Annotated in this window: 10 protein-coding genes; 4 read left to right on the top strand and 6 right to left on the bottom strand. The window is 34.5% G+C overall.

Annotated features, from left to right (window positions below; translation table 11 throughout):
- Positions 1-27 precede the first annotated feature (27 nt).
- From J7E44_RS11710 to J7E44_RS11695, 4 genes are all read left to right on the top strand, one after another.
- A complete protein-coding gene (locus J7E44_RS11710; protein WP_353050482.1) occupies positions 28-1,086 on the top strand; it encodes a sensor histidine kinase in 1,059 nt (352 codons plus the stop codon).
- Positions 1,079-1,780, top strand: a complete 702-nt coding sequence (locus J7E44_RS11705) for a LytR/AlgR family response regulator transcription factor (protein WP_214829691.1) — start codon at positions 1,079-1,081, stop codon at positions 1,778-1,780. Before J7E44_RS11710 ends, J7E44_RS11705 begins: the two co-directional genes overlap by 8 nt.
- Before the next feature lie 123 nt (positions 1,781-1,903).
- A complete protein-coding gene (locus J7E44_RS11700) occupies positions 1,904-2,269 on the top strand; it encodes a hypothetical protein (RefSeq protein ID WP_214829690.1) in 366 nt (121 codons plus the stop codon).
- Between the two features lie 43 nt (positions 2,270-2,312).
- The gene (locus J7E44_RS11695) at positions 2,313-3,728 is read left to right on the top strand and encodes an aminotransferase-like domain-containing protein (protein WP_214829687.1); all 1,416 of its coding nucleotides are present in this window, start codon (positions 2,313-2,315) and stop codon (positions 3,726-3,728) included.
- Between the two features lie 106 nt (positions 3,729-3,834).
- Here the strand turns inward: J7E44_RS11695 and J7E44_RS11690 are convergent, their stop codons facing one another.
- The 6 genes from J7E44_RS11690 to J7E44_RS11665 form a co-directional block, all read right to left on the bottom strand.
- Positions 3,835-5,688 carry an alkaline phosphatase family protein gene (locus J7E44_RS11690; protein ID WP_214829685.1) on the bottom strand — a complete coding sequence of 618 codons (1,854 nt, stop codon included), beginning with the start codon at positions 5,686-5,688 and terminating at the stop codon, positions 3,835-3,837.
- Between the two features lie 164 nt (positions 5,689-5,852).
- A complete protein-coding gene (locus J7E44_RS11685; RefSeq protein WP_214829683.1) occupies positions 5,853-6,524 on the bottom strand; it encodes a phosphonatase-like hydrolase in 672 nt (223 codons plus the stop codon).
- A gap of 4 nt (positions 6,525-6,528) precedes the next feature.
- The gene (locus J7E44_RS11680) at positions 6,529-7,683 is read right to left on the bottom strand and encodes a TIGR03364 family FAD-dependent oxidoreductase (RefSeq protein ID WP_214829681.1); all 1,155 of its coding nucleotides are present in this window, start codon (positions 7,681-7,683) and stop codon (positions 6,529-6,531) included.
- 12 nt (positions 7,684-7,695) lie between these two features.
- The gene (locus J7E44_RS11675; protein ID WP_214829679.1) at positions 7,696-8,997 is read right to left on the bottom strand and encodes a DUF5690 family protein; all 1,302 of its coding nucleotides are present in this window, start codon (positions 8,995-8,997) and stop codon (positions 7,696-7,698) included.
- A gap of 9 nt (positions 8,998-9,006) precedes the next feature.
- On the bottom strand, positions 9,007-11,832 hold the full coding sequence (locus J7E44_RS11670) for a TonB-dependent receptor (protein WP_214829677.1): 2,826 nt from the start codon (positions 11,830-11,832) through the stop codon (positions 9,007-9,009).
- A 349-nt stretch (positions 11,833-12,181) separates the two neighbouring features.
- On the bottom strand, positions 12,182-12,754 hold the full coding sequence (locus J7E44_RS11665; protein ID WP_214829675.1) for a helix-turn-helix domain-containing protein: 573 nt from the start codon (positions 12,752-12,754) through the stop codon (positions 12,182-12,184).
- Positions 12,755-12,896: the final 142 nt, after the last annotated feature.

The raw sequence follows: 12,896 nt of genomic DNA, 5'->3' as shown, positions 1-12,896 counted from the left end.
GATCTGGATTTTATATTTTTGGATATTGTGAAGACTACGAAAAAGAAGAGAATACAGCAGAATATTGGTTTCCAAGTTATTTTTTGGATAGGATTATTTTTGTTTGGAATGGCCAAAGATTATGGTCATTATGACTACGCCCATTTCAATGAAAACCTTATTTATGATATTAGCCATTGGATTTTCCAAATTGCAGGTGCCAATTTTATCTATTATGTGCTGATTGCCCGGTTTTTCAACTGCAAAAAATATTTTCTATTTTCAACTTACCTGGTTATAAGCATCTATATTATTTCGGTTATTAATAGAATTTTTATTGTGTACGCAGTAGAACCTGTTTTTATGAATTATCCCAAAGATAGCTTAGTGGATATCGTAACTGACCTGAATTATCTTTTATTTTATTATGTATTCTCTATCGTAACAGGAAGTTTTATTTTTGTCGCTACGATGTTTATGATACGGTATAGAAATGAAAAAGAAAATACAACCCAACTTTTGAAAGAAAAGGCAGAACTTGAGCTAAAAGCATTAAAATCCCAATTAAACCCACACTTTTTATTCAATACACTAAATAATATCTACGCACTTTCTGTTGCTAATTCTGAACGGACCTCTGAATCGATCAATCGCCTTTCCGACATTCTGGATTATATTTTATACAAGGGACAAAGGAAAACAGTCCTTATTTCTGATGAGCTTTTAATTATAGATGACTATATAGAACTCGAGAAATTACGATACGATGAAAGATTAAAAGTCCGTAAATTCGAGAAACTGGAAAGCTCAAATACCATTCCTCCTTTGCTGTTTCTTTCTGTAGTGGAAAATGCATTTAAACATGGAGCCGGGAAAATATCAGGAAAAGCAGAAATTAATATCTGGGCAGAGACCAATCGGAATCATTCAGTTTTAAAAGTTGAAAATACGTGCCCGGACGCTGTAGAAGCTGAGAAAGAAGGACTTGGTTTGAAAAATATTAAGGAGCAGCTTCGACTGTATTTTGACAGTCGGTTTGAGTTGATTACCTTAAAAGAAAATAACTGGTTTACCATAAAAATAACGATACCTGCGCAAAATGATTAACTGTATCATAGTGGATGATGAACCTTTGGCCATACAGCTTTTGGAAAGTCACATTTCAAAGATTGAAACGTTGAAACTTTTAGGGACGGCTAAAAGTGCTATTGAAGCGTATCAGCTCTTACAGGAAAAGTCAATAGATTTGATGTTTCTGGATATCCAGATGCCTGATTTGAATGGGATAGACTTTTTGAAATCTCTTAATAAAAAACCTAAAACTATTTTTACAACGGCTTATCGCGAATTTGCTATTGAAGGATTCGAGCTTGAGGCGGTAGATTATATTTTAAAACCAATCACTTTTGAACGATTTTTTAAATCTGTGGATCGTGTACTTCGAAATGTTTCAACAGAGAAAACAGCTGAGGGGTTTATACTCCTAAAGTCTGAAGGTTTACAAAGGAAAATTCTGCTGAATGAGATCATTTACTTTGAAGGCAATGGTAATGATGTGAAAGTGGTATTAAAAGGAAGTTTGCATATTGTCGCTAAAAATAAAATTTCAGAGCTGAATGATGTACTTTCAGAGAAGGGATTTATAAGAGTACATCGGTCTTTTTTGATCAATTCCCTGTATGTCACCGCTTTTAATAATGACGAGGTTTTATTGGAGAAGTCTTCAATTCCTGTGGGAAGAAGCTATAAAAGGGAGTTTGATGACTTTATCATTCATTTTTCAAAGAAGAGGATCAATTAAAATTTAATCAGAATTTGTATTTCTTTTTCAAAATAATATTGCTGTATCCACGATAATACTAAGTTCTGTATCTGTGTCCTTTCGTATAGGCTTTATAATTTTGTTTATTATAAAGCAAGCACTATGGAAACGCGTATTCAGTACCCACACAATCTCCAATATCAAGAAGTTTATATTTCGGATATGGTACTTTTAAAGAATATTTTTCTTCAAAAGCAAAATTCAAAAATCGTTAATGAGAGTTTTGGACTTCCCTTTCTTGTGGCAAAGAAAACAAATGCTATTATTGCTTTTGCATGTCTTGTGGTAAACAGTTTTGGGAAACCTGATTTTATCATACATAAAGTTGGGGATTTAAATAAGGAAGAAAAAAGAGCTTTTGAATTCTTTGTTGAAGATTACTTTAAAAGAAACCCTTCAGAAAATTATAAAAACCCACAACAATTGAAAAGTACAATCAACAGTATTGTTAATTGGATCAATGTTTAACAAAGATATTTTCTGTTTACTTTATATTTAAAACGATCATCCTATGGCCAAAGAAGTTTTATACCTTAAAATAGCAAAAATAATGATGGAGCAAATCCAAACTGAGACATTACAGTTTGGAGATAAACTACCTTCACTCCGAAGTGCTCAGAAGCTATATAATGTTAGCCTGAATACCATAAAGCTGGCTTATATGGAGCTTGAGAGTCATTCTCTTATTGAATCGAAGCCTAAATTTGGCTATTTTGTAAGCCATACTTCACAACGAAAACTGGCGTTGCCATCTGTTGCCAAAATAAAAAGCTTTGAAGCTGAAGGAACAAAGGAAGATCTTATTGATAAGGTGTTTGGAACTATTTCAGAGAAAGATTTTACTCAGTTTGCACTGGCAATTCCCGGCAAGAACTTTCTTCCTTTGGCCAAGATGAAAAAATCGATCATTAATGTTGTAAAGAGCAGAAATGACAGCGGAACGGATTATGAACCGGTACAGGGAAAACAGAGCCTTCGTCGGGAACTGGCAAAATGGTCATTGGTTATGGAAGGGAAAATTACGGAAGATGATCTGGTGATAACCTCTGGGGCAATGAATGCTATTTATAATAGTCTGATGGCCGTAACAAAGCCTGGTGATCTGGTTGCCGTGGAAAGCCCTGCTTATTTTGGAATTTTACAGGCCATCCAGTTATTGGGACTAAAAGCGGTTGAAATTCCCACTCATCCGGTATATGGAGTAGATCTTGATGCTTTAAAAAAAGTATTGCCAAAATTATCAGCATGTTGTTTTGTGACGAACTTTAATAACCCGATGGGGTTTCAAATGCCTGATGAAAACAAGAGGGAGCTGGTGAGATTAATCATGCACTATAATGTTCCTTTGATCGAAGATGATATCTATGGGAATCTATATTTCGGAGCAGAACGTCCCAAGCCATGTAAGTTTTATGATGAGGCAGGATTGGTAATGTGGTTGGGTTCAGTTTCGAAGACCATGGCTCCCGGTTATCGGGTGGGGTGGGTGGCTCCGGGTCAGTTTAAAGATCGGATTATCCGCCAGAAGCTTGTTCAGACGGTATGCAGTCCATCATTATATTCTGATGTGATTACAGATTTTCTGGAACATGGCCGTTATGATCATCACTTGAGGACATTCAGAAATAAACTCTATGCTAATTACCTTCAGATTCAAAAAGCAGTTACGGCTTATTTTCCGGACAATACTAAAGTTTCCGAACCAAAAGGAGGTTTTATGTTATGGCTGGAGCTAGACAAAAGAATATGTACGGAAGATTTATTTGACGAAGCTTATAGTCAGAAGATCAATTTTGCTCCCGGAAGAATGTTTTCTCAATATGACCAATACAGAAACTGTATGCGATTGAATTATGCCTTAGAATGGACAGACAGGGTAGAAAGTGATCTTGAGAAATTGGGGAAAATGGTAAAAAACAATATATAAATATGGTGTTATTTAAAAATAAAAAAGGATATTAGAACTTGGAGTAATCCGCGTTCTAATATCTATCCAATTTAAATCTACTAATGATATGATGAAAATTCTCTGATTACTTTTTAATAAAAGTTTTTGACAAAGATTTTTGACCTTCTGTGAGTTTTATAAAATATACACCACTTGGCATTGTATTGATATCGAATGTTTCTTCATACTGTCCATCTGATGATTTTACTTTTTTAGATGAAACAACAGTTCCTTTTGTATCGATGATCTGAAATGTAACTTCTTTCTCATTAGATTTGAACTTTACATTCACCTTCTGATCTGCAGGATTAGGATATATGGCAAAATCTTCTGATACTTTTTCTGAATTTCCTACAGATAATGTATTAAGATCACAAACAGGTAGCCTGTTGACACCATCTATACCCCAAGAACTTTGAACAGGAATACATAACCAGTTTAATACCGTTGGTAAGTGGTCTGTTTCTCTGGTTGTTGATAGATAATTATAAATTTTGAAGTTATTAGCGGTGTTCAGATTACGGGTTGGGCTTCCTGTGACCGTCGAGTTATTGTTGTTTGGGCTTGAATCGGTTAATGTATTACCAGATGTTTCATCACATTTCCAGTTGGCTAGCAACTGAGAATAATAAGGGTGGGAAGAAGTGATGTTCTGAGTAGCCCAGTTTACTAAAACGCTGTTTGGAATTGCAGATTTCCAGATTCTGATGTCTTTATAAGAAGCTGCAAGATTAAGTCCGTAGGTGTTTGTTCCATCCTGATTAATCGTAAGGGGAAGTCCCGAATCGATGTTTCCAATGGTATTCATTTTAGCAAATGTTACCACAACACCATCTTCATAAAGAGTTACAAGACCATCTCTGTCGAAACTTACTGCAATGTGTTTCCATTTATTGGTTTCCATTTTACCACCGACAAGATCAATTCTGTTTGTGCCGTCTCCGATATTTATTTTATAGGTTTGTCCTGAATATCCAGAAATAACAAATCCTTTATTTTTTCCATTAGCCCAGTTTTTATTACTGATCATTACAGGATCACTTGAAAAGCTTGCATTAGGTTTTACCCAAAATTCAATAGTAAAATCCTGCGTTGCTCCAAAATTAAAAGGTGTTTGATTAGCCGGTTTAGCATACGTTCCTGCAGGGAAGTTAAGCTGGTTGTGCGTAATATTCGAATTTATTTCGGTCTTGCTTATTTGCTGAGGAGTAAGGTTGGGGTTAGAATAGATGGTAAAGATGTTTCTTTCAGAAAGATTTCCACCACCGTGACCATCACTTACAGCACCATGATCTGTGGTTAAAACAACCAACCAGTCTTCATTATTATAAGCAGCTCTGTTTTTCATCGCATTTACAATTTCTCCGATATAAGTGTCTGTTGTTTGCATGGACGAAACATATTGGGGAACAGTTGAAGAAAAACCATACGAGTGGCCTGCGTGATCAACATCATCAAAATCAACAAATAAAATATCAGGGTTATTTGTTTGTAAAGCATTAACGGCGGCATTTTTCACTGCTAAATCTGTGCTGAAATTAGTCTGTACATCTGCATCCTTAACAATAATATCATTGATAGGAGCCCAATGTGCCAATGAAATTGTTTTTAAGTTTGGATTGTAAGTTTCTGCACGGGTTAAGAAATCCGGATAACTGATATAATTTGGATTGGTGAAATTATTATCCTGAACATTGTGTTTTGTATGCCAAACACCAGTAAGCATGGTACTCCAGCCGTTTCCGCTCCAAGTAGTTGCAGCGCAAAGGCCATCCAATGAATAAATAGATTTTGTGATCAGACTCTTAATGTTAGGCGTATTGGATGACATCATGACATCTGCCCTGCATCCGTCGATACCGATAAAAAGAACTTTTTTCGTCTGAGCGCTTAAAAAGCAACTCGCTACGATTGCCAATGAGAATAGTTTTGTTTTCATAAAAATTATTGGTTTAGAAATAAAAAAGTTTACAAATAGTAATTATATTTTATTATTTGTAAAATTAATTTACTATTTGTAAACATGTGTAAACTTAAAGTTAATTAAAAGATAAAAAAACAATAAGAAATTGAGGCTGAATAGATAAGATTGTGATGAAAGAATTAGTAAAGAATTTCTTCAGCCTCAGATATGGTATCGAAAATATAATCCGGATTGGATTTTTCGAGTTCTCCTCTTTTTTGGGCACCGGAAAGAACAGCTATCGTCAGTCCACAGCCCGCATTTTTTCCTTCTTCAATATCAACAGCAGAATCCCCTGCCTTTAATACTTTCTCTGGATCATCAATATTAAATTTTTTCATAGCAAGATGAATCATTTCAGGACTTGGGCGGCTTTCTGAAACATCATTCGCCGTAATAAGATCATCATAATATACATTTTCTTTCCAGCCTAATTTATCCAGAAGCTGCTGTGCGATCTCCTGAGAATAGCCTGTATTAAGGACTATTTTTTTATTTTTTGCCCTCATTTTCAGCAGAAAATCCTCGACTCCATTAATAGGTTTTACATCCAGGTCTTGATAAGCTCTTTTTAACTGCTCTGAGAAATTTTCAAAAATAGCAAGAGCCTCATTTTCATTACCTCCTATTTCCTGCAATAAACTTGTGATAGCTTCTAGCTTTTCCTTTCCGGCGCAGCTTGAAAGTACTTTTTCTAAGGAAACTCCATACCCATAATCATTTACGGAGTGCATTAAAGTTTTATATACTACATTGTCTTCATTAATCGTTGTTCCGGCCATATCCAGAACCAATAATTCTATGTTCTTCATTATTTTATGAATAAATTTTTTCTATGTTAAATTTTGAATAACCTCCACTTGCGGTCATTCCTTTTCCTCCGATTGCAGTGACAATATGAATGTTTGGTGAAGGGTTATATTCAAGGATGTCTTTGTCTTTGCATTGGGAGTAGATTCCAAACCATCTTCTTTGGATCTCATAAGTAGGAAGGTCTATTATTTTTTTTGCTTCGTTGATCATGAATTCATCGATTTCCATATTCAGATCATACCCCAGGGAATCAGAATCTTTGGCACTCGCATATTCATGAGAATCCCCTAAAATAATAGAACCGTCAAGAGCCTGCTTGAATAAAATGTGGACTCCATATTTTTTCTCAAAAGAATTTTCATCCTCTAAAGATTTTATTTGGCTGTAAGAAGGGCACTCCTGAAAAGACTCATATCTTCTTATAGATAACCCTGTCAGTATATTTCCCTGTAGTGAATAGATGCCCTGAGGTTTTGTCTGTAGCATTTGTAGTTTACTAACCACTAAGTCACTTTCATTAAATATATTTGGATATAATGTTTTAAACTCGTGTCCACTGCAGATAATTATCTTTGATGCGTTAAACTTGGTACCTTCGGAAGATATTGCAGTACATTGATGATCATCTTCATAAGTTTCTATTACAGTTGTATCATAGAAAATCTTCAGATCTAATTTTTCTTTTAAAAGAGTATGAAGTTTTATGATCATTTCTGCTGAATCTACAGACAATTCTTGTGGAAAAAACAACCCTCCCTTACAGTAATCAGAACGGAGACCATCGAATTTCTTGATGCAGTCGTTCTTGGATAAAAGAACGGATTCGTAATCATTTTTTTTATTGATTTCATACAGCTCGTTGATAAGCTGAAGCTCCTCGTCGTTAGATGCTAAATATACAGATCCATTTTTTCTTATAGTCAAATCTGTCTGAGACTGTAACTCATTGTATATTGCCAGACTTTCTCTTCCGAAATTCTGCCATTTTAAATCCATTCCTGAAGGAACAATTTGTCCGAAATTCCTTACGGTTGCTCCTTGTGGAAACGAATTCTTTTCGAGAATAGCAACTTTGAGGTTTCTTTTTAAAGCATGATAAGCGTGGAATGTTCCTAGGATTCCACCTCCCACAACAATTAAGTCAAATTTTGTTGTCATTATATTTTAGTTTTATATCATTTTCGAGGTGTTGAAATTGATGTATTGATTATTGTTATTTGATTTTGGCTTTGATTTTTTTTTGAACGCTAAATAGGCAATGACCGAAAAAATCAAAACGATCATAACAATAATATAGTTAAGATGAATGTAAAAGTTCAGCCACGATGTCTGAGCAGAGCCAAAATTCTTATATAATAAGATTAAAACACTTCCCAGATATCCGAATGAATCTACAAAATAAATTAGAAAACCTACATTGCCTTTGATATCAAAAGCCGCAATCATTCTGTCAAAATAAATTCCATTGAACGGAACATAGCACAAATACATTCCAAGTCCGGAGAACATCATCCATAAAAAAGGAGATATCATATGATGCTGGAAAAAGTATGTTGAAAAACCAACTATTGCGATGGCTGCAAAAAGAATATAATGGTAGTAAGCGAAAGCTTTTTTGTTGTTCTTTACTTTTACCATCAGACTTAAAACCAGGAGAACAACAATGGCAATGGGAATTTCGGTAAGGGTAAAGATAGAGCTGTCAGTTTTGAGACTTAAACTATCCCAGATCTCACGATTAAAATTATCCCTGAAGTCCCGAAGGATGGTTAAGCTAATGTATAAAATAGTAATACAAACCATTGGAATAAAAAACTGACGAATCAATCCTATTCTGGCTGCCTTATCAAGAGGTTGTCTTTTGTTTTTTAACAAAATGTCCTCTTCAGTAGGTTTAGGAATTTTATTTAATAAAACACCAAAAAGGATCAAAGGAATAATAAAAACCAGACCGGCGGTAAAAGGCATCCAGAACTCTGAAATATCAAATGTATCCATAATAAATTTTCCTACGGATTTTGTGAACCCTGAAGAAACGACAAAACTCGAGCACAGAAATAAACCTATGATCTCGGTTGTTTTTCTTCCTTCAATATAGGAAAAGACAATTCCCCAAATCAGTCCCAATGGAAATCCATTGATAAACATAAAAATGATGTTATAAGGTGCCGGAACGAGGGCAAAACCCAGTAATGCAATTTCTGCGATGGCAATAAAAGTAAATAGATAGAAGATCCTTTTTTCGGGTTTTAATTCTGAAATAAATCGTATTCCGATAAATTTTGAGATGAAATACCCTGCGACCTGAGCAATGATGATCAGTACTTTATAATCCACTCCAAAGTAAGCAAGACCTTCGAAAGATGCTACAGTGAAAGGTTTTCTAAATCCATACATGCAGAAGTAAACACCAAAAGCAGAAAATGCTGCTTTCAGTGTTACCAATGTGTTTTTTTTGATCGTATCAGCCATTTTTATTGATTAAAAATTTAGCTTGATACCTAAATTGAATCTTACTCCGTAATATTCAACCTGTTCTGGGCGATCTTCATTCTTTCCGAAATGATAGATCAATGGCTTATTCAGAATGTTATTTACATCTGCATATAGCATTAAAAATTTTGTAAACTGATAAGATCCTCCGAAATCCAAACTGCTGTATTTTCCATAATAAGAATCATTAAGATCTGTTTCGGCATACTCAACAGCATATTTTCCTTTATAATTATAAGCTAATCTGGCATTGAATCCTTTTTTCTCGAAGAATAACTGTATGTTGTATAGTTCTTTGGCCTGATAAGGAAGAGCAACTTTTCTACCACTGGGTTTCTCCATTTTTGAAGTCATGAAAGTAGCATTAAGCTGAGTTCCGAAATATTGTAAGAAACCCGGAAGAAAGTCGAATCTTCTGTTTATACCCAATTCAAGACCTCCCAACGAAGCTGCTTTTCCATTATTGGGAGCTGTAAACTGTACCCCAGGATTACCATTGTAAGTTCCAATGAAAGAGTCCTGGAAAACGGGATCTGTAATTGACTTATAGAAAATTCCACCACTTAAAATCCCTACATTAGAGAAGTAGTATTCTCCCATCAGGTCAAGGTTTAGAGAATAAGTAGGATTCAGATTTGGGTTCCCTCCTTTGAATTCATTGTCTGCTTCAATATAAGTTCCACCAGGAGTTAGATCCCCGAAATTAGGTCTTGAGAAGGTTCTTGTCGCTGCAAAACGAAGGTTTGTCTTGTCATTTAAGGTATACTTGATATGTAACATCGGTAATACAGCAAGATATTTCTTAGTGTTTTCTGTGGGAACCAATTTGTCGTCGATTACATTAAAACCTCTTACCTTCGTATTGGTATTTGATAATCTGATTCCTCCTAAAACCGTAATTTTATCACTCACTTTATAAGTACCCATCCCATAAGCATCCGCATGTTTTTCAAAAACATCAAAGTTTCTTCCTAATGCTTTATTGTATTCCAGAGATTCTGAATCTGCAGGGTTTATTTTTAAATTTCCCTGATTCTGAAACCAGAACTGGTCCATCCCCGTTGTTGATAAAACAGGTCCGAAAGTGTTCCCAATGTGGGCATTCATTTCGCTTAAATATTTAGGACCATTCGGCTGTGTTGTGATGTATTGACCATACTCTGATAAAAGAGGTGCCGTTCCGTTGCTCCAGTTATAGAAAATATCTGAAAACTTTGCAGTACGTTCTTTATCCCTGTATTTAAAACCATACTTTAAGGTCAGTCGGTCAGAAACATTCATTTCATGATTGAATGCAGCTACAATTTTATCTTTCTCATCAACAAAGACCTTATAGAATTCGAGATCAGTAAATCTCATTTGAGAAGCATCCATTTTAAAATTGGGATCGCTGTAGAAACCAAATAGGGCATCAGGATCTTTATAATCTAATTTTCCACCATCAGCTTTCCAATATGCTCTTGGTCCATTTCCGTGATCTCCAATATAATTAGGATCGATTCCTACACCAGATTGGGTATATTTAATAACATAATAAGAGTTATTCTGTTTATCAGGGATGTTTCCGTACTTGAATCTATTATCATAATAGGACACATCCCAATCAATTTTTCCTTTGTTTAACTGATGAACTCCACCCAATGAAACAGAAGTTAGTTCTGTGATTAAAAGATTATGAATATTCTGTAATTCAACTCTTGCTGTGTTGTTGGCAGAACTGAATTTATCAAATCTTATTCTATGCTTATAGTGCGTTTCGTCATCAGACAAAGTACCATACATTCCTTTTAAGTATAGGGTGCTTTTGGGAGATAGCACATATTCGAAAGCGGTATTGATTCCCGTTGTTTTTCTTACCCCATTATAATCACGGAGCTCTAATCTGAAAACCCCTTCATCACCACTTCTTCTTGCTTCAAAATTATCTGTGGACCAGTTTCTGGTAAAGTGAGCAACATTAAACAGGTATCCAAACTTTTTATCTTTTGTTCTGCCACCATACAATAAGCCTAAGTTATAAACCCCTTTATCAGACTTTGCATTATAGCCGCTTCCGACTGTAATTTTTAATTCCTGCTTCATTGGAGGTGTTTTTGTAATAAAATTAACACCACCACCAATTCCATCGGCTTCCATATCAGGAGTGAAAGATTTATTTACATGAACGTAGGAAATAAGCTCAGTAGGGAAGAAGTCAAAAGCTGTTGCTCTGGAGGTTGTTTCCTCTTCGGCTGTTGGAAGTCTGTTTCCATTAATGGTAGTTGATGCCCAAAAAGGAGGAAGTCCTCTGATTGATACGAATCTTCCTTCTCCCTGATCCCTTTCAATTGAAACACCCTGAACACGCTGAACTGTTTCAGCAGCGTTTCTGTCCGGTAATTTTCCTATACCATCAGAAGCAATAACATTTGTAATGTTGATTGCATTTTTTTGAAGACTTAATGCTCTTGCTTCACTGTTTTTAAGCGTAGCAGTGACAACGACTTCATCTATGTTTTTATGTTTTTGAGATAATCTGATAATACCCAGATCCGTATTCTCTTCAGGCTTTACCGCTACAGTAATATCGTTGTTTTCATATCCGATATATCCAATCTGTAAATTATATTCACCCGCCGGAAGATCATTGATCGTGAATTTACCATCGAGATCTGTAACTATATTTTTAGATAATCCTTTTATTTTTATTAGTGCTCCGGGAAGAGGTTGATTCTCATCTGATACAATTCCCGTAACAGATTTTTTTTGAGCCGAAACCCAACCAATGAAACAAAGAAAAATAAGGAGTAGTAATTTCTTTAATTTTGTTTCCATTTTTACAAATATTAAATTTTTATGCAAAACAAGCTAATAATTTTAATATATGTAAATATTTGATATTAAGTAATGATTAACAAATAGAGGCGATTTGTTAAGTATTTCTTACAAAAAATAGTTCTTTGAAAATCTAATAAATGTTTAAATAATACCATTAAACAGTATGTTACATGGTTTTTGTAAGTTTAAATGAAAAAGGAGACGAATGGTATTTGATAGGAAATCCGTTAATTCTCCATTAATTTTAATGAAGTGCAAAAAACCGGAAGTTGAGTATTTGTAAACTTTTTAAAAAAAGAAGACAGTAAAACTGACAACTATATAAGGAACAAAATAAAGAATGTTGCTATTTATCAGAATAGAAATAAAGAACCAGCATGATGCAGCTTTCATCACTAATGCTTACCGGGACGTGTGGCAATTTTCCATTGAAATATAATGAATCTCCTTCCTTTAGAATTATTTCCTCATTATCGATCAGATACTTTACCTCGCCTTTTAAAATATATTTAAATTCCCAGGCATCTGTAATTACCTTTTCTCTTTTAGAATTGGGTTCAAGAGTTAATAAAACAGCTTCAAAACCTAATGAATGAAGACTTTTACTGAAAATGTGCAGATATTTAAAGCCTTCAGCTTCCACTTCTTTTTCAATAAGCTGCTGGCTATCTTTTGGTAAATAGATAAACTTAGCATTTGATTTTTTTTCAACGCCTTCGAAAAAAAAGCTTGCGTCTATTTCTAATGACTGAATGAGATCCAACAGAACAGGAAGAGAAGGAATTGTTCTTCCGTTTTCGATCCGGGATACAAGACCATTACTCACATTGGCCTTAAAAGCCAGTTCATTGATCGTTAAATTATTTTTCTTTCTAATATCTTTTAATCTTTTTCCAATACCTATTAAAAAATCATTCATACTATTAAAATTTAACCTGAACTGTTTTCATTATTTGCTTATAACAACAAATGTAGTATTATTCTCCATAGTTTTCAACAACTTTAAAATCATTTCATTTAAAATCACATCGTATATACCTTCGGAATGTTTCCTTTCTTTT

It is taken from the genome of Chryseobacterium sp. ISL-6 (genome assembly GCF_018613715.1).
In the GTDB taxonomy this organism is placed as follows: Bacteria; Bacteroidota; Bacteroidia; order Flavobacteriales; family Weeksellaceae; genus Chryseobacterium; species Chryseobacterium paludis.
Note: the sequence above shows the minus strand (reverse complement) of the source record. Positions and strands in the feature narration are given on the sequence as shown.

What these genes read in the sequence shown, in the direction of transcription:
- J7E44_RS11695 (WP_214829687.1), top strand. Translation starts at nt 2,313, where the DNA reads ATGGCCAAAGAAGTTTTATACCTTAAAATAGCAAAAATAATGATGGAG.
- J7E44_RS11665 (WP_214829675.1), bottom strand. Translation starts at nt 12,754, where the DNA reads ATGAATGATTTTTTAATAGGTATTGGAAAAAGATTAAAAGATATTAGA.
- J7E44_RS11680 (WP_214829681.1), bottom strand. Translation starts at nt 7,683, where the DNA reads ATGACAACAAAATTTGACTTAATTGTTGTGGGAGGTGGAATCCTAGGA.
- J7E44_RS11700 (WP_214829690.1), top strand. Translation starts at nt 1,904, where the DNA reads ATGGAAACGCGTATTCAGTACCCACACAATCTCCAATATCAAGAAGTT.
- J7E44_RS11670 (WP_214829677.1), bottom strand. Translation starts at nt 11,832, where the DNA reads ATGGAAACAAAATTAAAGAAATTACTACTCCTTATTTTTCTTTGTTTC.
- J7E44_RS11685 (WP_214829683.1), bottom strand. Translation starts at nt 6,524, where the DNA reads ATGAAGAACATAGAATTATTGGTTCTGGATATGGCCGGAACAACGATT.
- J7E44_RS11705 (WP_214829691.1), top strand. Translation starts at nt 1,079, where the DNA reads ATGATTAACTGTATCATAGTGGATGATGAACCTTTGGCCATACAGCTT.
- J7E44_RS11690 (WP_214829685.1), bottom strand. Translation starts at nt 5,688, where the DNA reads ATGAAAACAAAACTATTCTCATTGGCAATCGTAGCGAGTTGCTTTTTA.
- J7E44_RS11675 (WP_214829679.1), bottom strand. Translation starts at nt 8,997, where the DNA reads ATGGCTGATACGATCAAAAAAAACACATTGGTAACACTGAAAGCAGCA.